The sequence below is a fragment of the Cupriavidus sp. 05T41 genome (assembly GCF_056396525.1).
Window position 1 is genome coordinate 189092 of the sequence record NZ_JBFTLQ010000010.1, and the last position, 17409, is coordinate 206500.

Consider the following 17409-nt stretch of genomic DNA (forward strand, 5'->3'; position numbering starts at 1 on the left):
CCAATTGGCTGCTGGCGCTACCAGAATAAGCATATGCGAGCGCCGGCTAGAGGAAGAAGGATATGGGGATGCCGGCGTGGATTAAAAGGGGCGCCTGGCAGGCGCCCCGGCGACATGCGCAAATCGGCGCCCGGGCCAGGCGCGGCGGCCGGCGAGGCAAAAAAAAAGCGCGACAGTGTCGCGCTTTCAAATGGCCTGACAGATACGGGGAGCGTTCTGCAGGTGGAGGAAACTGCCTCACTCGCACTGTATGTGCGCTGCCCTCCTAAAACAATTGAAGCTTTTTAAGATCGGATTTAAGCACCTGGCGAAAAGTCCATGCCGGCAGTGTGCCCAAGGCGCCGCGGCGCGCCGGTGCCGAACGATGCAGGCTATTTCGTCGCAGATGCCATCACGATACCGGCATCACAACGAAAAAAGCCCGGCACAAGGCCGGGCGAAACTCCTGAGAGAAGATTCCCAATCAGCTCTCCAGCACAACTCCTCTGCGATCAGGCTTCATACGCGGTCTCGCCGTGCGAGGTGATGTCCAGACCCTCGCGCTCTTCTTCTTCCGGCACCCGCAGGCCGATCAGCATATCCACCAGCTTGTAGGCGACGAAGGCCACCACGCCGGACCACACGATGGTGGTCAGCACGCCTTCGAACTGGATCCAAACCTGGCCGGCGATCGAGTAATCGTCGGCCACCTTGTTGGCCACGTAGTCATAGATGCCCGTGCCGCCCAGGCTCGGGGATGCGAACACACCGGTCAGCAGCGCGCCCAGGATGCCGCCCACGCCATGCACGCCGAACACGTCCAGCGAGTCATCCATGCCCAGCAGCTTCTTCAGGCCGGTCACGCCCCACAGGCACAGCAGGCCAGCGGCGATACCGATCACGATCGAACCCATCGGGCCGACGAAGCCGGCCGCCGGGGTGATCGCCACCAGGCCGGCCACGGCACCCGAGGCACCGCCCAGCATCGACGGCTTGCCCTTGCTGATCCACTCGCCGAAGGTCCAGGACAGCACTGCCGCGCAGGTCGCCAGCAGCGTGTTGACGAAGGCCAGCGCAGCCGAGCCGTTGGCTTCCAGCGCCGAGCCGGCGTTGAAGCCGAACCAGCCGAACCACAGCAGCGAAGCGCCCACCATGGTGAAGGTCAGGCTGTGCGGACGGAGCGCCTCGCGGCCGAAGCCGATACGCTTGCCGAACATGAAGGCACCCACCAGGCCGGCCACGGCCGCATTGATGTGCACCACGGTACCGCCGGCGAAGTCCAGCGCGCCCTTCTGGAACAGCCAGCCGGACTTGGCGGTGGCAGCCGTCGCGGCTGCCGCGTCGGTGAAGCCGTCCGGACCGGGCCAGAACCAGACCATGTGGGCCATCGGGATGTACGAGAAGGTGAACCACAGCACCACGAACACCAGCACGGCCGAGAACTTGGCGCGCTCGGCGAAGGCACCGATGATCAGCCCGCAGGTGATTGCCGCGAAGGCGCACTGGAAGGCGAAGTAGGCCAGCTCCGGCACCACCACGCCCTTGCTGAAGGTCGCTGCCACGGCGTCTACGTTCAGGCCCTTCATGAAGAGCCTGTCGGTGCCGCCGAAGAACGCGTTGCCCTCGGTGAAGGCGAAGCTATAGCCGTAGATGGCCCACAGCAGCGACACCAGCGAGAAGATCACCAGGCACTGCATCAGCACCGACAGCATGTTCTTCGAGCGGACCAGGCCGCCGTAGAACAGGGCCAGGCCGGGCAGCGTCATCAGGATGACGAAGGCAGTCGATACCAGCAGCCAGGCGGTGTCGCCCTTGTTCGGCACGGGTGCCGGGGCGGCGGCGGGAGCCGCTGCCTCTGCCGCGGGAGCAGCCGCTGCAGGCGCCGCGGCGGCCGGAGCCGCTGCCGGGGCCGCGGCGGCAGCCGGAGCCGAGGCTTCCGCGGCGGGCTTGTCCTGCGCCACGGCGTGGGTGGCCACGCCGATGCCGGCCGTGCCCAGGGCCAGCGCCAGGGCGCCGGTGCTCAGGATGCGCTTGATCCAGGATTTCATGTGATTAACCTCTTGTCGTTGGGCTGTGCGTCACAGCGCATCGCCGCCGGTCTCGCCGGTGCGGATGCGGATGACCTGCTCGATCGGGGCAACAAAGATCTTGCCGTCGCCGATCTTGCCAGTGCGCGCCGATTTTTCGATCGCCTCGATGGCCCGGTCGACCACGTCGTCCGGGACGGCCACTTCGATCTTCACCTTGGGCAGGAAGTCCACGATGTACTCCGCGCCCCGGTACAGCTCGGTATGGCCCTTCTGGCGGCCGAAGCCCTTGACTTCGGTCACGGTGATGCCGGACACCCCGACGTCCGAGAGCGCTTCGCGCACCTCGTCGAGCTTGAACGGCTTGATGACAGCGATGATCAGTTTCATCCGATTTCTCCTCTGAGCGGGTCGGCCCGGTATCCGCCCGGCGCCCGCTCTACCTCATGCTGGTTTAGAAAGTCTTGGTGATCGAAGCCCAGGCCGTGGCGCGGCCGACATAGCGACCGGACGTATTGGTATAGACCGAGTTGTGCGCGTTGGTGTCGATATAGGCGACCGCCAGCGCGAAGCCCTTGCCCAGGTCCTTGGTCAGGCCGATCTTCCAGTCCGTGTACGAGGCGCTGTTGATGTGCTTCACGTTCTGGTAGCCGACGTGCGCGTTCACCGTCAGGTCCCAGAAGTTCAGCGGCACGTTGGCCGTCAGGTCCACGTAGTAGCTGTACTTGCTGTCGGCAAAGCCGAACAGGTTGGTCAGCGACTGCGAATACTTCAGGAACACCGGGCCGTAGCCCGCGCCGACGTACAGTTCCGTGGTGTACGGGCGCGTGAAGCCGGCCGGGTAGTCGCCCGGGTAGTAGTACTGCAGCACGCCGGCGTCGTAGTTCCATTCCAGCCCGGCGATCGTGACGGTGTTCTTGAAACCGCCGTAGAAGTCCATCTCGATCGGCGCCGAGACCTGCGAGTTGCTGTCGCTGAGCCAGCTGATGTTCGAGTTCCAGTTACCGATGTAGAAGCCACTCGAATGCGAGTAGTCGAAGCCACCCTGGATGGCGGGGCGGTGATTGGTCTGCATCAGGCCGCGATAGCGATATTCGGTAGCCAGGGTCACATTGGCCGTGAACGTATGCGGCGAGGCCTCGGCCGCGGCGGCAGGAGCCGCCGCGGCGTCGGATGCGCTCTGGGCAAAAGCTGCGGAGCTGAGGCCGCAAAGCACAACTGCACTGGCACTGACTGCAAGGGCCAACTTCTTCATGGATTTCTTCTCCTTTTCCTCTGGCTCGGTACTCGTGTGTTTGGATTCGATAGTGAAACAAGGCTCCCGGATTCATTACTGCAACTGCCGTGCCAGGTCTGCCGCCATGCAGGAACCGTATTTTTGTGAAGAAAGGACCTCTCCCCTGCGTCATTGGAAAGCCCGCTGAGCGGCCGGCGGCACGTTAAAAGGTGTTACCAGGCCTCGCCGGCGCTTTCCCGGCGGCGCATGAAGCGCGATAATCGGCCCAAGCCGGCGGCAGGTGCCGTGCACGCACCGCGTTTGCCCGCGTTCCGGCCGGGTGCACCGTGATGCAGCACGCGAAATCCGCCCACCCATCATCCGCACCAAGGCGGTGCAAAAGGAGAATCACCATGAAACCGACCGACCTGTTCAACGATTTCCAGGCCAAGGTCAGCGAAGCCTTGCGCAACTCGCCCGCCAAGGACATCGAGAAAAACGTGCGCAGCATGATGACCCAGGGCTTCTCCAAGCTGGACCTGGTCACGCGCGAGGAATTCGACGTGCAGTCGCAGGTGCTGGCCCGTACCCGCGCGCGCCTGGAAGAACTGGAAGCCCGCGTGCTCGAGCTGGAGCGTCGCGCCGCCGGCGGCTCCGACAAGCCGGCTGCCGGCTGAAGCGCTTGGCGCGCCGCGCATCCGCCCCGGGTCGCCGATGACGCCGGGCAAGCGTCTTGTCCGCCATCATGGCCGCCGCACTCCGGCGGCCATTTTCGTTAACACTTCCTTGAAGTTTGCGGAGCAACGATGAGCCTCGCCCTGCTGCGCAGCCGGGCGCTGACCGGACTCGAGGCGCCGCTGGTGTCGGTCGAGGTTCACCTCGCCAACGGCCTGCCTGCCTGCAGCATCGTCGGCCTGGCCGACACCGAGGTCCGTGAAAGCCGCGAGCGGGTCCGCGCGGCCATCATCAACAGCCGCTTCGAATTCCCGAACCGGCGCATTACCGTCAACCTGGCCCCGGCCGACCTGCCGAAGGAATCCGGACGCTTCGACCTGCCCATCGCCCTGGGCATCCTGGCCGCGAGCGGCCAGATCCCGCTGGACGGGCTGGATGCCAGCGAGTTCGCCGGCGAGTTGTCGCTGTCCGGCGATCTGCGCCCGGTGCGCGGCGCACTGGCCATGGCGATGAGCCTGCAGCGCGACAATGCGCTGCGGCAGGCCAGCGATGCCGGGCCGCCGCGCACCTTCGTGGTGGCAGCCGAGAACGGGCCGGAAGCTGCCCTGATCGACGGGGTCACCGTCTATGCGGCGCGCTCCCTGCTGGAAGTCTGCGCTCACCTTGGCCCGCTCCCCGAGGGCCGGCTGCCGCGCGCCGAACCGCTGCTGGCTGTCGGCGGCGCCGAGCCCGCCCGCCCCGACATGCGCGACGTCCGCGGCCAGGCGCAGGCGCGCCGCGCCATGGAGATCGCCGCCGCCGGACAGCATTCGGCGCTCCTGATCGGGCCGCCGGGCACCGGCAAATCCATGCTGGCGCAGCGCTTTCCCGGCCTGCTGCCGCCCATGACACTGGAAGAAGCGCTGGAATCCGCCGCGGTGCAAAGCCTCACCGCCGCCGGCTTCCACCCCGCCCGCTGGCGCGAGCGGCCCTACCGCGCGCCGCACCACACCGCCTCGGCGGCGGCGCTGGTCGGCGGCGGCGGTAATCCCCGCCCCGGTGAAATCTCGCTCGCCCATCACGGCGTGCTGTTTCTGGACGAACTCCCCGAATTCGACCGCAAGGTGCTCGAAGTCCTGCGCGAGCCGCTGGAGTCAGGCCGCGTCACCATCTCGCGCGCCGCCCGCCAGTCCGATTTCCCGGCCCGCTTCCAGTTTGTCGCGGCCATGAACCCCTGCCCCTGCGGCTACCTCGGCCATCCGTCCCGGCCTTGCCGCTGCACGCCCGACCAGGTGCTGCGCTACCAGTCCCGGCTCTCCGGCCCGCTGCTCGACCGCATCGACCTGCAGATCGAAGTGCCCGCCCAGGACCAGCAGGAAATGCTCGATGGCCCGCCCGGCGAGCCCAGCGCCGAGGTGCGCGAGCGCGTACTGGCGGCGCGCGCCCGCCAGCAGGCGCGCCAGGGCAAACCCAACGCCGCCCTGGCAGGCCGCGAGATCGACGAGCATTGCCCGCTCGCGCCCGAAGCGCAGGCGATGCTGCGCGGCGCCATGACCAAGCTGGCCTGGTCGGCGCGCGCGTATTTCCGGGTCCTGAAGATCGCCCGCACGTTGGCGGACCTGGAAGGCGCCGAGCTATTGCAGCCCGGCCATGTGGGCGAGGCGATCCAGTACCGGCGTGCTTTGCGCACGCCGTGATTGCATCGTGAAAGACTGGGAACTGGCACGGGAGAGAGGTACTCGCGCGGTCGGCGCGAGCTTACGATATTCGCCGCTTGATTTTCATTTACACGAAGGCCAGCAAAAGCCTTCTAGGCTGCACACGGAAACACTGCGATCCCGTGAAAAATGGCGCCGTTCTCCAGTCTCACCCGATATGGCATGGCGACATGAATGCCGCCGTCGGCCGCCGATCCCAGCATGATTTTGGCGCCGATGCCACCCGAATCGAAATCCTCGTGGCTCTGCACTGCATCACTGCGCGTGAAAATCGACTTCCCCTTGAGCCATCCCTTTTTACCACCCGCCATTGCCACCAGTTGGAAATCGACGGTTGCAACAGAATTGAGGATCGAGAAGCTTGCCTTTCCACCGACCGTGCCGGCCTGCTGATTGCTATCGATATTGGTGCCGTTAACAAAAGTTATCGTGGTGACACGTGGCGCGCCGCACCGATAGGTCCAATTGCCAGGCATCGCCCTTAATGGCTTGATGAGCAGGTAATGCCATGACCACCGAGGGCTCCCATCAAGAATCTCCGTGCTTCCTTGCGGGGTAGTCAGCGTACCGGCCGACCATCGGCCTAATGCGAAATCCGCGTTCCCCGAAACATCGCCCAACTGCATCGACGCACCCGATAATCTAAAGTTAGCCAGGGAAGTCAATGCGCCGCTGTCCACCTGTCGATAAGTAGTCAACGGAGCCAACGTAAATCCGGAGGGACCGATGAGCGAGAAAATAGCCGGATTGTCATTTCGGAAAAGCGCCGACACGCCGCCCAAAATGCCGTTCGGCAATTCCGACTCGGACGATCCGGGTTTATCGGTGCGCCTTTCCCATCCGTCGCAGGCGCTCATGCCACTCGCCGCCATCAAAAGCAATGAGCAGAGAAATAAATCCCTTGGTTCCATGAAGTTGTGCGCTTGGTTCAGGGCTCTCAATGATTGCGAGGTTGAGACCCACCACAGCGGAGAACAATCGTTCCTAAACAGTGGCTTACCTGCGTGCGCAAGCCCATCAGAAACCGCTCAAAGTTGCATGAGAAATTTCCGCATGCATGGGGCGTAAACGTGTGGTGTGTCGACGTGCGAGAAGAAAGATATGCAGTCAGCAGGCAGCAGTAGGCTGCTGGAAGCAGGGAGTACGCTACAGAAAGACGAGCGCCGCAAAACCGGGTCGCGCCGGCGGCCACGCAGAACCGCTATTGGGATCTCGGACCGACCCCTGTCTGCTGGCACGCCGGACGCTGTCATCCGAACTTCACGGCATTTCCCTGTCCGGCGCGCGATGTACCTTCACCCGCGCGGCGGCACCGCGACGGGCGGCTCCGCGGGCGGCGGATCCTCTTCGGGCGGCAGCGGCAGGTCGGGAGGGACGCCCGGCGGCGCGGGCTCATCGGCCGGCGGCACGGTATGGGCGGGATGGCGGCGCGGCTGGGCCTGCACGGCGTGAGAATGGGGCATGACTGGTCTCCGCGTCGGACGATTCACCTCACCTATTTAAGCAAACGCCCCCGTCAGAAGCCAGCGGCATGCTGAAAGCCGGCCCGCGGCACCCGGCCGCCGGAGGGCACGCCACTTCGGCCGCTTCGGTCATCAGGCATCAGGCCGGATGCCGCCTGACGAAGAACAGCGCCGCGCCTACGGCCACCAGCACGCTGCCGAACACGCGGTTCTGCCAGCGCATCGCCCGCGCGTTGCGGAACAGGCCGCGCATGCGCGAGGCGAGCAGCGCGTAGCCGTGCATCACCACCAGGTCCACGCCGCACATGGTCGCGGCGAGGATCGCGAGCTGGGGCGCCAGCGGGTGATTGGGATCGATGAACTGCGGCAGCACCGCGACCATGAAGATGATCCCCTTGGGGTTGGTGACATTGGTCAGCAGGCCGGTGGCAAAGCGGCGGCGCGGGCTCAGGGCGGCCACGCGCGGCGCGCCGGCTTCGTCGCCCTGGTCCGCGGCGGCCGGGCCGTCTTCCACGCGCGCGCGCCACTGCTGCACGCCCAGGTAGACCAGATATAGCGCGCCGACCGTCTTGACCACGACAAAGGCGTGTTCGGAGGCAAGCAGCAGCGCGCCCAGCCCGCCGCCCGCCACCAGCAGGATGATCACCAGTCCGGTCTGCAGGCCGAAGATGGTGGTGGTGGTCTTGCGCAGCCCGTAGGACAGGCCATGGCTCATCGACAGCACGGCCCCCGAACCCGGAGACACGGCAATCACCCAACAAGCTGCGAAATAGGCCAGCCAGACTTCCAGACGCATGACATCACTCCTTGAATAGAATCCAGAATCGCGCCCGCACGGGCGCTTGCAAACGTTATCTCATCGGCCCGGCGCGCGGCATGGGGCACCACCGGCCCGGCGCAGCTCAGAACGGATGGAAGCTGGTGAGGAACTGGTCGACCTGCTCGGCCTGGCGCTGGTCGCGCGCCGCGTCGCCCGCCTCCAGCACCACCGCCTGGTAGACATGCACGCCCGAGGCCACCAGCCTTGCCGTCAGCCTGCGCGCCGACTTGTCCTGCGGCGACACTGCCGCCACCTGCACCTCCACGCCCTCCAGCGCCACCGCCGGCGTGGCGGCGGACATCACCGTCACCTGGCGGGTCTTGACCGCATCGGCCGGATGCGGCCCGAGATTGCCGAGCAGCCCGGCCTGCATCGATGCCAGCGCAGCCTGCCGCATGGCGGCATCGTCGGCCGGCAAGGTCACCACGCCCACGGCGAACAGGGTCTCGTCGACCCGCGCCGCCTCCATCGTCATCGGCAGCTTGCGCCCGGCAATCGACACCTCGCGCGCGGCGCCGCTCGGCTTGCCCGGATAGAGCGCGGCATAAGCCCCTTCGTTGGACTGGATGGTGCGCCAGTCATAGCGCGGCGAGCAGGCAGCCAGCGCACAGATGGCCGCGATCGCAACAAGCCCGGCGAGCGAGGGTGACGAAAAACGGGAAAACCAGGCGTGTGGCATCGCGGCAGTCGGGGGGGCTGAAAGCCTGGCAGCGGTCCTGCGAACCCTGCCCGGGAATGTGCGGTCCCGCACCCCAAGGCATGCCGGCACGGCGCCTCGGGTTCGGGCAGAAGCCGCTATTATCGGGGAACCCGCGCGCCAGCGCGCATTCATTGCCCACCCCATGCCACGCTCTTTGCAAACCTTGCCACCGGCGCCGCCATCGCCAAGCACGCGTGCGCGGCTGGCCGCGCGCGCCGCGATGCTCGGCGCAGTCCTGCTCGCCATCGGCACCGCGGCGATGGCCGCCTCCACGCACCTGCCGCCTGCCACGGACCTCGCCGCCCAGGCCGCGGCGGCCGCCAGCAGGGGCGAGCCGCTGGTCGTGCTGGTCACCCTGCCCGACTGCGTCTACTGCGAGACCGTGCGCCGCAACTATCTCGGCCCGCAAGCCGCCAGCGGCGAGATCGTCGCGCGGGAAATCGACATGACCTCGAATGCGCCCCTGCGCAACGCGGACGGCACCATGACCACCGCGCGCGAATGGGCACGCAGCCGCAATGTGGCGGTGGCGCCTACGGTCCTCTTCCTCGATGCACGCGGCCGCTCGCTGGCCACGCCGCTGCGCGGCCTGCAGCCTGACTTCTACGGCGCCTACCTGGAACAGGCGCTGGACCAGGCCCGCTCTGCCCTGGCAGCGACGCCGCGGTGAGCCGCGGTCCGGGCCAGGCCGCGCGGATTCCTGCGGCCAATCGCCGCACCCTTGGCGGCGCCGGAATTGCCTCCGGCAGCGCATCGGCGGGGGCAGTAGAATGAGAGCTTGTCTCTGACCTGTCGGCACGCATCATGACGACCTCGGCTTCCCCCTCGCCTTCCTCCCAGCGCAAGCTCTGGCCCGTCATCGCGGGCGTGCTGCTGGCCGCCGTGCTCGGCTGGTTCGGCTATCGCGCCATCGCGCCGGCCAACGCGGCGCCGCCGGCCACCTTCACCCTGCTGTCCGGTGAAAAGGTGAGTACCGCCGATCTCAAGGGCAAGGTCTACCTGGTCAACTTCTGGGCCACCAGCTGCGTCACCTGCGTCAAGGAGATGCCGGAAATGGTCCGCACCTACGACAAGTTCAAGGACAAGGGCCTGGAGTTCGTGGCCGTGGCGATGAGCTACGACCCGCCGATGTACGTGATGAACTATGCGCAGACCCGCAAGCTGCCGTTCAAGGTGGCGATGGACTCCGACGGCGCGGCGGCCAAGGCGTTCGGCGAAGTGCAGCTGACGCCGACCACCTTCGTGATCGACAAGGACGGCCATATCCTCAAGCGCTACGTGGGCGAGCCCGAGTGGGACGCGCTGCACAAGCTGCTCGACGGCGCCCTGGCCAAGGCCGCCTGACCGGGACCGCCCGGCCAGCGCCAGAGCCAGAGCCACCTTTTCCGCAAGCCTTTCCAGCCACATACCCGATGGCAAGGCCAGGCACGCAACGCCCCGGCTTGCACGCCTGGCCTGTATAGATATACAGTTACCGGCAGCTTTCCCCCGCCCATGCACGGCAGCGCACATGCGCGCGCCCGCATTCCTGAGGCCCCTGCCGTGTTACTCGATTCTTCCCCTGCCTTGCTGGATTCCGCGCCCGGCGACGCACTTTCCGCCGTGCCGCCTGCCCAGGCCACGCCCGCCTATCTCGCCAGCCTGAACCCCGAGCAGCGCGCCGCCGTGACGCACGAGGCGGCCGCGCCGCTGCTGGTCATCGCCGGCGCCGGGTCGGGCAAGACCAATACCCTGGCGCACCGCGTGGCGCACCTGGTGCTGGGCGGCGCCGATCCGCGCCGCATCCTGCTGCTGACGTTCTCGCGGCGCGCCGCCGCCGAGATGGGGCGGCGCGTCGAGCGCATCGTCGACCAGGCGCTCGGCAACCGGGCATCCGGCGCGGGGCGCGCCGCGCTGCACTGGTCCGGCACCTTCCACGCCATCGGCGCGCGCCTGCTGCGCGAGTACGCCGAGACGCTCGGCCTGTCGCCCAGCTTCACCATCAGCGACCGCGGCGACGCCGCCGACCTGATGAACATGGTACGGCACGATCTCGGCCTGTCGGCCCAGGCCTCGCGCTTCCCGCGCAAGGAGACCTGCCTGGCGATCTACTCGCGCGCGGTCAATACGCAGGCCCCGCTCGACGACGTGCTCAAGCAATGGTTTCCGCGCTACGCCATGTGGGCGGATGCATTGCGCGGCCTGTTCGCCGGCTACGTGGAGGCCAAGCAGAAGCAGCACGTGCTGGACTACGACGACCTGCTGCTCTACTGGGCCCAGGCGCTGGGCGAACCGGCGCTGGCGCAGGACATGGGCGCGCGCTTCGATCACGTGCTGGTCGACGAATACCAGGACACCAACGCGCTGCAGGCCACCATCCTGCTGGCGCTCAAGCCCGACGGCCGCGGCCTCACCGTGGTGGGCGACGATGCCCAGTCCATCTACGCCTTCCGCGGCGCCACGGTGCGTAATATCCTCGATTTCCCCACGCAGTTCTCGCCGGCGGCGGACATGGTCACGCTGTCGCAGAACTACCGCTCCACGCAGCCCATCCTGGCTGCCGCCAACGCGGTGATCGGCCTGGCGGCCGAGCGCTTCACCAAGGACCTGTGGTCAGACCGCGGCTCGGCCGAAAAGCCGGACATCGTGGTGGTCAACGACGAGGCCGACCAGGCCCGCTACGTCGCCGAGCAGATCCTGGCGCGGCGCGAAGCCGGGCTGGCGCTGATCGCGCAGGCCGTGCTGTTCCGCGCCGCCGACCACAGCGCGCAGCTGGAGATCGAGCTGGTCCGCCGCAATATTCCCTTCGTGAAATTCGGCGGCCTGAAATTCCTGGAATCGACCCACGTCAAGGATGTGCTGGCGGTGGTGCGCTGGATGGAGAATCCGCGCGACCGCATGGCGGGTTTCCGCGTCCTGCAGCTGATGCCGGGCGTGGGCCCCAAGACCGCCGCGCGCGTGCTCGACGCCATCGATGTCGCAACCGGGCCGCTATTCGCGCTCGAATCGTTCGAGGCGCCCCCGGCGGCGGCCGAGGCCTGGCCGCAGTTCGTCGCGCTGGCGCGCAGCCTGATGGCGCCGGCCGCGCCGTGGCCATCGGCCTTCGAGCAGGTGGTGGCCTGGTACCAGCCGCACCTGGAGCGCATGCACGACGACGCCCACGCGCGCGCCGCCGACCTGCAGCAGCTCGAACGCATCGCCGCCACCTACGCCTCGCGCGAGCGTTTCCTGACCGAACTCACGCTCGACCCGCCCGACGCCTCCAGCGACGAATCCGGCGTGCCGCTGCGCGACGAGGACTACCTGATCCTCTCCACCATCCACTCGGCCAAGGGCCAGGAATGGAAGGCCGTCTATGTGCTCAACGCCGTGGACGGCTGCCTGCCGTCGGACCTGGCCACCGGCACCACCGAGGAGATCGAGGAAGAACGCCGCCTGCTCTACGTGGCGATGACGCGCGCGCGCGACCACCTCGACATCGTGGTGCCGCAGCGCTTCTATGTGCACCAGCAGCCCGGCTACGGCGACCGCCACGTCTATGCCTCGCGCACGCGCTTCCTGCCCAACCGCGTGATGCCGCTGTTCCACAGCCGGGCGTGGCCACCGCCGCCGCCCGTGCCGGACGCGCCGGCCAAGGCGCCGCTGCCGAAGCTGGACCTCGGCAGCAAGATGCGCGATATGTGGCGCTGAGTCGCTGAGTCGCCGCGCCTCAGTGCACCGCGGCGCCCGCCGCGCGCACCACTTCGACCAGCGCACCCGCGCGCAGCGTCGCGGCGATGGCTTCGATGTCGTCGGTCATGTAGCGGTCCATCGCCAGGAAGGGCACGCGCTCGCGCACGAAGCCGAACACCGCGCGCCCGGCCGGCGACAGGTGCTCCACCGCGCCCGCCAGCTCAGCCGCCTGGCATGCCGCCAGCAGCTCCACGGCGAGGATGTACTGGTTGTTGTCGATGATGCGGCGCGCATTGCGCGCGCCGATCAGCCCCATGCTCACCACGTCCTGGTTGTCGCCGTTGGACGGCACGCTCTGGATGCTGGCCGGGCTGCAGATGGTGCGGTTCTCCGCGATCAGCGCCGTGGCCGGATACTGCGCGCCCGCGAAGCCGCAGCTCAAGCCCTCGTTGGCGGCCGCCAGGAAGGCCGGCAGCCCGTTGTTCAGGTGCGGGCTGAGCAGGCGGTTGAGGCGGCGCTCGGACACCACGCCGAGCTGGGTGGCGGCGATGGCCAGGAAGTCCATGGCGAATGCCACCTGCTGGCCGTGGAAATTGCCGCCGTGGAACAGCTCGCCGTCATCGAAGAACAGCGGGTTGTCGTTGGAGGAATTCAGTTCGCGCTCCACCACCGCGGCGCAGTGGCCCAGCGTGTCGCGCACCGCGCCCAGCACCTGCGGGATGCAGCGCAGCGTGTAGGCTTTCTGGATGAACACGCCGGTGCCGGTGTTCTTCTCGGCGCCGGCGCGCGTCTTCATCTCGCCGGCCAGCTGGCCGTGGCCGGACAGGCGCGTGGCGCCCGCCAGCAGCGCGCGCATATTGGCCGCGGACTGCACCTGTCCCGGATGCGGCTTGGCGATATCGTGGCCATGGGTCATGAAGGCATCGGCCGAGGCGTTGAGCCCCTCCAGCGCCAGCGCGGCGATGATTTCCGCCTGCGTCACCTGCGCGCGCATGGTCTCCAGCAGCAGGCACGACATGCCGGTCATGGCCGAGGTGCCGTTGATCAGCGCCAGCCCTTCCTTGTAGGCCAGCTTGATGGGTTCGATGCCGTGCTCGCGCAGGACCTGCGCGGTGGGCGCGGTGCTGCCGTCGGCCAGCAGGACCTTGCCCTCGCCGATCAGCGTGATGGCGATATGCGACAGCGGCGCGAGGTCGCCGCTGGCGCCCAGCGAGCCCACCTGCGGCACCGCCGGCGTGATGCCGGCCTCCACGTAGCGCAGCAATTGCTCGATCACCAGCGGGCGCACCGCCGAATAGCCGCGCGCCAGCGCATTGGCGCGCGCCACCATCATGGCGCGCACTTCCTCGCGCGCGAACAGCGGGCCCACGCCGGCGCAGTGGCTGCGCAGCAGGTTTTCCTGCAGCGCGCGGCCATGCTCGATATCCACCCAGTTGTGCACCAGTTCGCCGAAGCCGGTGGAGACGCCGTAGATCGGGATATTGGCCGAGGCCAGCTGCTCGAAGCGCGCCCGCGCATCGGCCACATGCTCGCGCGCCGCCGCGTCCAGGCTTGCGGCACTGGCGCCGCGCGCAACCTGCGCCACGGCGGCAGCGGTGAGTTGATGTCCATCGACCTGCACGGCCACGCCGGCCTCCGGGGTGGATGCGGGCTGGCGGGATACCTCGTTCATGGCTTGTTCCGGGTGATCTGTTCGGGGCACGCCGGGGCGATGCAGTGCCGCGCGGCGTGCCGGGCCCGCGAGTGTATCAAGAGATGAACGCGACTTTGCGCCTACAGCCCGTAGCGCTTGATCTTCTCGTACAGGGTCGCCTTGCCCACCTGCAGCAGGTCCGCCGCCTGGCTGACCGCGCCGCCGGTGCGCGCCAGCGTGTCGGCGATCACCGCGCGCTCGTAGTGCTCCATGCGCTCCTTGAGCGGCGTGGAATCGTCCAGCGCGTCGGCGCGCGCGCCGCCCTCCGGCACGCCCAGCACCAGGCGGTCGGCCGCGTTGCGCAGCTCGCGCACGTTGCCCTGCCAGGCGCGCTGCATCAGCGCCTGGCGCTGCAGCTCGGAAAGAATGGGCGCGGGCCGCTGGTAGCGCACCGCCGCTACCAGCATGAAGTGCTCGAACAGCGGCACGATGTCTTCGCGCCGCTCGCGCAGCGGCGGCAGCGGGATCGTCACCACGTTGAGCCGGTACAACAGATCCTGGCGGAACGTGCCCCGCGCCACCAGCGCTTCCATGTCGCCCTTGGCGGCGGCCACGATGCGCACGTCGATGGCGATCGAGGCATTGGAGCCCAGCCGCTCCAGCGTGCCTTCCTGCAGCACCCGCAGCAGCTTGACCTGCAGCGCCAGCGGCATGCTCTCGATCTCGTCGAGGAACAGCGTGCCGCCCGAGGCATGCTCGAGCTTGCCCACGCGGCGCTTGCCCGCGCCGGTGAAGGCGCCCGCCTCGTGGCCGAACATCTCGCTCTCGAAGATGGCCTCCGGCACCGCGCCGCAGTTCAGCGCCACGAAGGGTGCCTGGTGGCGCGTGGACAAGGTGTGCAGGCTGCGCGCCACCAGTTCCTTGCCGGTCCCGGTCTCGCCGTTGATCATCACCGGCACGTCGGTGGCCGCCACGTTGGCCACCAGCGTGCGCACCTGTTCGATCGCCGGCGAGCGTCCGATGATGCGCGTGCCCGCGGCCGGGCCGGCCAGCTCGCGGCGCAGCGCACGGTTCTCCAGTTCCAGCGCGCGGCGCTCCAGCGCCCGGCGCACGGTCTCGGTAAGGCGGTCCGCGCCGAACGGCTTCTCGATGAAATCGTAGGCGCCTTCGCGCATGGCCTGTACCGCCATGGTGATGTCGCCGTGGCCGGTGACCAGGATCACCGGCACGCCCGGGGCGGCATTGCGGCAGTGTTGCAGCAGGTCCAGGCCGCTGGCGCCGGTGAGCCGCACGTCGGTCACCAGCACGCCGGGAAACTCGGCCGACAGGTGCGGCATGGCGGCCTCGGCCGAGGGCAGCGCCAGCACATTGAAGCCAGCCAGCTCCAGGCTCTGCGCGGTGGCCTGGCGCACCAGGGGTTCGTCTTCGACGAACAGGACACGCAATCCGTCTTGCATGGCGATGCTCACTGGGTGTTGGTGGAGGAAGCGCCGGATGGCGCGGCGGCAGATGCGGAGGACGGCGCCACGGCAGCGCCGGGCAGCGTCGCGCGCCGCAGCACCACCAGGAATTCGGCGCCGCCCCCCGCACGGTTGGCCGCGCTCAGCTGGCCGCCGAACTCGCGCACGATGGAGGTGGAGATGGCCAGTCCCAGGCCCAGCCCCTGGCCGATTTCCTTGGTGGTGAAGAACGGCTCGAACAGCCTGGGCAAGGCGTCATCGGCGATGCCGCCGCCGTTGTCGCGCACGGCGATGCTGACCGTCTCGCCCTGCTCGCTGACCGCCACTTCCACGCAAGGGGCCGCCGGCAGGGCAGCCGCCAGCGCATCCAGCGCGTTGCCGATCAGGTTGAGCAGCACCTGCTCGAGCTTGAGCTCGTCGGCCCAGACCGCCGGGCCCGGCGGCGGCGACAAGCCTTCCACCTTCAGCGCGACCTGGCCCAGGCGCGGCGCCATCAGCGCCAGCACGTGGTCGAGCGCGGCGCGCACGGGCACCGCGTGGCGGCGCGGACGCGCCTTGCCGGCGAACAGCTTGAGCTGACCGGTGATCTTGCCCATGCGCGCGGTGAGATCGGCGATGGCGGCGAGGTTGTCGGTGGCGGCATCGAGCTTGCCGCGCTCGAGCAGCACGCGCGTGTTGTCGGAGAACGTGCGCAGCGCGGCCAGCGGCTGGTTCAGCTCATGGGTGATGCCCGCGGCCATCTGGCCCAGCGCCGCCAGCTTGCTGGCCTGCACCAGCTCGTCCTGCGCCGCGCGCAGCTCGCTTTCGGCGCGCGTGCGCTCGGCCACCTCGGCCTCGAGCTGCTCGTTGATCGCCATCAGGTCGGCGGTGCGCGCCTCCACGCGGCGCTCCAGCTCGTCGTAGGCGGCCTCGAGCAGGCGCCGGCCGTACTCGATGTCGCGCGCGCGCTGGCGGCGCTGGCGCCAGTTGAACAGCAGCAGGCACATGCAGGCGTAGGCCAGGGCCGCGCCCAGCGTGGCATTGCGCGCGCTGGCCAGCACCGGATCCAGCGCGGCCAGCACCTGCATGGTCCAGTCGGCCGGGCCCACCTTGCGGCTGACTTCCAGGTACCGCTCAGCCTTGCCGCCGGTGCCGATGCGCACCAGCCGCGCGCCCTCGCCCAGCACGGTCTGGCCGAGCCAGCGCGTGACCGGCGACTGCAGCGCGTCCAGCGGCAGCGGCTTGACCTCCTGGTCGTGGTACTGGCGCGTGCGGTCCAGCTCCGACTGCAGCTCGGGCGGCAGCGGGCGCAGCGTGCGGTACTGCCAGCCCGGCACGGAGGAAAGGAAGATCACGCCGTGGTCGTCGCTTACCATCACCGGCTCGGCGCCGCCGGCACCGGCACGCTGGAACCATTCCAGGTTGAGCTTGACCACGGTCACGCCCACCACGCGGCCGCCCGCCTTGACCGGCTGGGCGATGTAGTAGCCCGGCTCGTCGCTGGTCACGCCGATGGCGTAGAAGCGCCCGACCTCGCCACGCGAAGCGATCTGGAAATACGGCCGGAAGCGATAGTCGGTGCCGACGAAGCTGCCCGGCTCGTCATGGTTGCTGGCGGCCAGCGCGAGCCCGTTGGCGGCGATCACGTAGGTGGCCGAGGCGCGCGCGCGGCGGTTGACTTCAGCGAGATAGCGGTTGGCCGCCGCCACGCGCGTCGGGTCGTTGGGCGCGGCGAGCAAGTCGTGTACGAAGGGATGGAGCGAGACCAGCGCCGGCAGGAACTCGTAGCGGTCCAGCGTGCTCTCCAGCGTGGCCGAGTAGCGGTCGGCGCGCGTGGCCGTGCTTTGCTGCAGGGCGTCGATGCCGCGCTGCACCGAAACCAGCCAGGTCAGCGAGCACAGCACCAGCAGGCCGACGGCCAGTGCCGCGGCGAAGCCCCGCCAGGTGCCGCCACCATCGCCCGGCGCATGCACCAGGCGGGCGGAAGCGGGATCATGCACGGCGAGAAAATCGTCGGAATGTGGCATCGGCGCACGCGTTGGGACACGCGCCGATGATACCCGCTGGCGGGCGGCGCCGGCTGGCGCCGCCGCCCCGCCGGGGCCGCGG

Annotated in this window: 15 protein-coding genes; 5 read left to right on the top strand and 10 right to left on the bottom strand. The window is 68.4% G+C overall.

The genetic code is table 11. The features are described 5' to 3' along the window. Positions 1-491 precede the first annotated feature (491 nt). The 3 genes from AC1DKV_RS08855 to AC1DKV_RS08865 all read right to left on the bottom strand — a co-directional run bounded on the left by AC1DKV_RS08855 (position 492) and on the right by AC1DKV_RS08865 (position 3261). Positions 492-2027 (bottom strand): ammonium transporter, encoded by a 1536-nt coding sequence (locus tag AC1DKV_RS08855; protein WP_441613769.1) that lies wholly within the window; start codon positions 2025-2027, stop codon positions 492-494. A 30-nt stretch (positions 2028-2057) separates the two neighbouring features. Beyond that, positions 2058-2396: a P-II family nitrogen regulator gene (locus AC1DKV_RS08860; protein ID WP_006159494.1), complete on the bottom strand. Its 339-nt coding sequence runs from the start codon at positions 2394-2396 to the stop codon at positions 2058-2060. A 64-nt stretch (positions 2397-2460) separates the two neighbouring features. After that, positions 2461-3261 carry a TorF family putative porin gene (locus AC1DKV_RS08865; protein WP_441613770.1) on the bottom strand — a complete coding sequence of 267 codons (801 nt, stop codon included), beginning with the start codon at positions 3259-3261 and terminating at the stop codon, positions 2461-2463. A gap of 374 nt (positions 3262-3635) precedes the next feature. On the opposite strand from AC1DKV_RS08865, the gene AC1DKV_RS08870 reads away from it, so the two are divergent. Further along, a complete protein-coding gene (locus AC1DKV_RS08870; protein WP_441613771.1) occupies positions 3636-3899 on the top strand; it encodes an accessory factor UbiK family protein in 264 nt (87 codons plus the stop codon). Positions 3900-4028: 129 nt separating this feature from the next. Next, complete coding sequence (locus AC1DKV_RS08875) at positions 4029-5573, top strand: YifB family Mg chelatase-like AAA ATPase (RefSeq protein ID WP_441649710.1); 1545 nt, start codon at positions 4029-4031, stop codon at positions 5571-5573. 113 nt (positions 5574-5686) lie between these two features. On the opposite strand, the gene AC1DKV_RS08880 is transcribed toward AC1DKV_RS08875, so the two are convergent. From AC1DKV_RS08880 to AC1DKV_RS08895, 4 genes are all read right to left on the bottom strand, one after another. Then, complete coding sequence (locus tag AC1DKV_RS08880; protein ID WP_441649711.1) at positions 5687-6505, bottom strand: hypothetical protein; 819 nt, start codon at positions 6503-6505, stop codon at positions 5687-5689. Between the two features lie 384 nt (positions 6506-6889). After that, positions 6890-7057, bottom strand: a complete 168-nt coding sequence (locus tag AC1DKV_RS08885) for a hypothetical protein (protein ID WP_441613774.1) — start codon at positions 7055-7057, stop codon at positions 6890-6892. A gap of 139 nt (positions 7058-7196) precedes the next feature. Next, positions 7197-7853, bottom strand: a complete 657-nt coding sequence (locus tag AC1DKV_RS08890) for a LysE family transporter (RefSeq protein ID WP_441613775.1) — start codon at positions 7851-7853, stop codon at positions 7197-7199. Positions 7854-7959: 106 nt separating this feature from the next. Beyond that, positions 7960-8556, bottom strand: coding sequence for a hypothetical protein (locus AC1DKV_RS08895; protein ID WP_441649712.1), 597 nt, complete (start codon positions 8554-8556; stop codon positions 7960-7962). Between the two features lie 241 nt (positions 8557-8797). Between AC1DKV_RS08895 and AC1DKV_RS08900 the strand changes: the two genes are divergently transcribed. The 3 genes from AC1DKV_RS08900 to AC1DKV_RS08910 all read left to right on the top strand — a co-directional run bounded on the left by AC1DKV_RS08900 (position 8798) and on the right by AC1DKV_RS08910 (position 12246). Then, complete coding sequence (locus tag AC1DKV_RS08900) at positions 8798-9247, top strand: thioredoxin fold domain-containing protein (protein WP_441613777.1); 450 nt, start codon at positions 8798-8800, stop codon at positions 9245-9247. 134 nt (positions 9248-9381) lie between these two features. Beyond that, positions 9382-9921 carry a TlpA disulfide reductase family protein gene (locus AC1DKV_RS08905; protein ID WP_441613778.1) on the top strand — a complete coding sequence of 180 codons (540 nt, stop codon included), beginning with the start codon at positions 9382-9384 and terminating at the stop codon, positions 9919-9921. A gap of 150 nt (positions 9922-10071) precedes the next feature. Beyond that, positions 10072-12246 carry an ATP-dependent helicase gene (locus AC1DKV_RS08910; protein WP_441649713.1) on the top strand — a complete coding sequence of 725 codons (2175 nt, stop codon included), beginning with the start codon at positions 10072-10074 and terminating at the stop codon, positions 12244-12246. Positions 12247-12265: 19 nt separating this feature from the next. On the opposite strand, the gene cmdF is transcribed toward AC1DKV_RS08910, so the two are convergent. The 3 genes from cmdF to AC1DKV_RS08925 form a co-directional block, all read right to left on the bottom strand. After that, entirely contained in the window at positions 12266-13900 is a 1635-nt protein-coding gene (gene cmdF / locus AC1DKV_RS08915; RefSeq protein WP_441613780.1) for a tyrosine 2,3-aminomutase, read from the bottom strand. Positions 13901-14001: 101 nt separating this feature from the next. Then, positions 14002-15318: a sigma-54-dependent transcriptional regulator gene (locus tag AC1DKV_RS08920; RefSeq protein ID WP_441613781.1), complete on the bottom strand. Its 1317-nt coding sequence runs from the start codon at positions 15316-15318 to the stop codon at positions 14002-14004. An 8-nt stretch (positions 15319-15326) separates the two neighbouring features. Beyond that, positions 15327-17327, bottom strand: a complete 2001-nt coding sequence (locus AC1DKV_RS08925; protein WP_441613782.1) for a sensor histidine kinase — start codon at positions 17325-17327, stop codon at positions 15327-15329. Between the last annotated feature and the right edge of the window lie 82 nt (positions 17328-17409).

What these genes read in the sequence shown, in the direction of transcription:
- AC1DKV_RS08855 (WP_441613769.1), bottom strand. Translation starts at nt 2,027, where the DNA reads ATGAAATCCTGGATCAAGCGCATCCTGAGCACCGGCGCCCTGGCGCTG.
- AC1DKV_RS08860 (WP_006159494.1), bottom strand. Translation starts at nt 2,396, where the DNA reads ATGAAACTGATCATCGCTGTCATCAAGCCGTTCAAGCTCGACGAGGTG.
- AC1DKV_RS08865 (WP_441613770.1), bottom strand. Translation starts at nt 3,261, where the DNA reads ATGAAGAAGTTGGCCCTTGCAGTCAGTGCCAGTGCAGTTGTGCTTTGC.
- AC1DKV_RS08870 (WP_441613771.1), top strand. Translation starts at nt 3,636, where the DNA reads ATGAAACCGACCGACCTGTTCAACGATTTCCAGGCCAAGGTCAGCGAA.
- AC1DKV_RS08875 (WP_441649710.1), top strand. Translation starts at nt 4,029, where the DNA reads ATGAGCCTCGCCCTGCTGCGCAGCCGGGCGCTGACCGGACTCGAGGCG.
- AC1DKV_RS08880 (WP_441649711.1), bottom strand. Translation starts at nt 6,505, where the DNA reads ATGGAACCAAGGGATTTATTTCTCTGCTCATTGCTTTTGATGGCGGCG.
- AC1DKV_RS08885 (WP_441613774.1), bottom strand. Translation starts at nt 7,057, where the DNA reads ATGCCCCATTCTCACGCCGTGCAGGCCCAGCCGCGCCGCCATCCCGCC.
- AC1DKV_RS08890 (WP_441613775.1), bottom strand. Translation starts at nt 7,853, where the DNA reads ATGCGTCTGGAAGTCTGGCTGGCCTATTTCGCAGCTTGTTGGGTGATT.
- AC1DKV_RS08895 (WP_441649712.1), bottom strand. Translation starts at nt 8,556, where the DNA reads ATGCCACACGCCTGGTTTTCCCGTTTTTCGTCACCCTCGCTCGCCGGG.
- AC1DKV_RS08900 (WP_441613777.1), top strand. Translation starts at nt 8,798, where the DNA reads ATGCTCGGCGCAGTCCTGCTCGCCATCGGCACCGCGGCGATGGCCGCC.
- AC1DKV_RS08905 (WP_441613778.1), top strand. Translation starts at nt 9,382, where the DNA reads ATGACGACCTCGGCTTCCCCCTCGCCTTCCTCCCAGCGCAAGCTCTGG.
- AC1DKV_RS08910 (WP_441649713.1), top strand. Translation starts at nt 10,072, where the DNA reads ATGCACGGCAGCGCACATGCGCGCGCCCGCATTCCTGAGGCCCCTGCC.
- cmdF (WP_441613780.1), bottom strand. Translation starts at nt 13,900, where the DNA reads ATGAACGAGGTATCCCGCCAGCCCGCATCCACCCCGGAGGCCGGCGTG.
- AC1DKV_RS08920 (WP_441613781.1), bottom strand. Translation starts at nt 15,318, where the DNA reads ATGCAAGACGGATTGCGTGTCCTGTTCGTCGAAGACGAACCCCTGGTG.
- AC1DKV_RS08925 (WP_441613782.1), bottom strand. Translation starts at nt 17,327, where the DNA reads ATGCCACATTCCGACGATTTTCTCGCCGTGCATGATCCCGCTTCCGCC.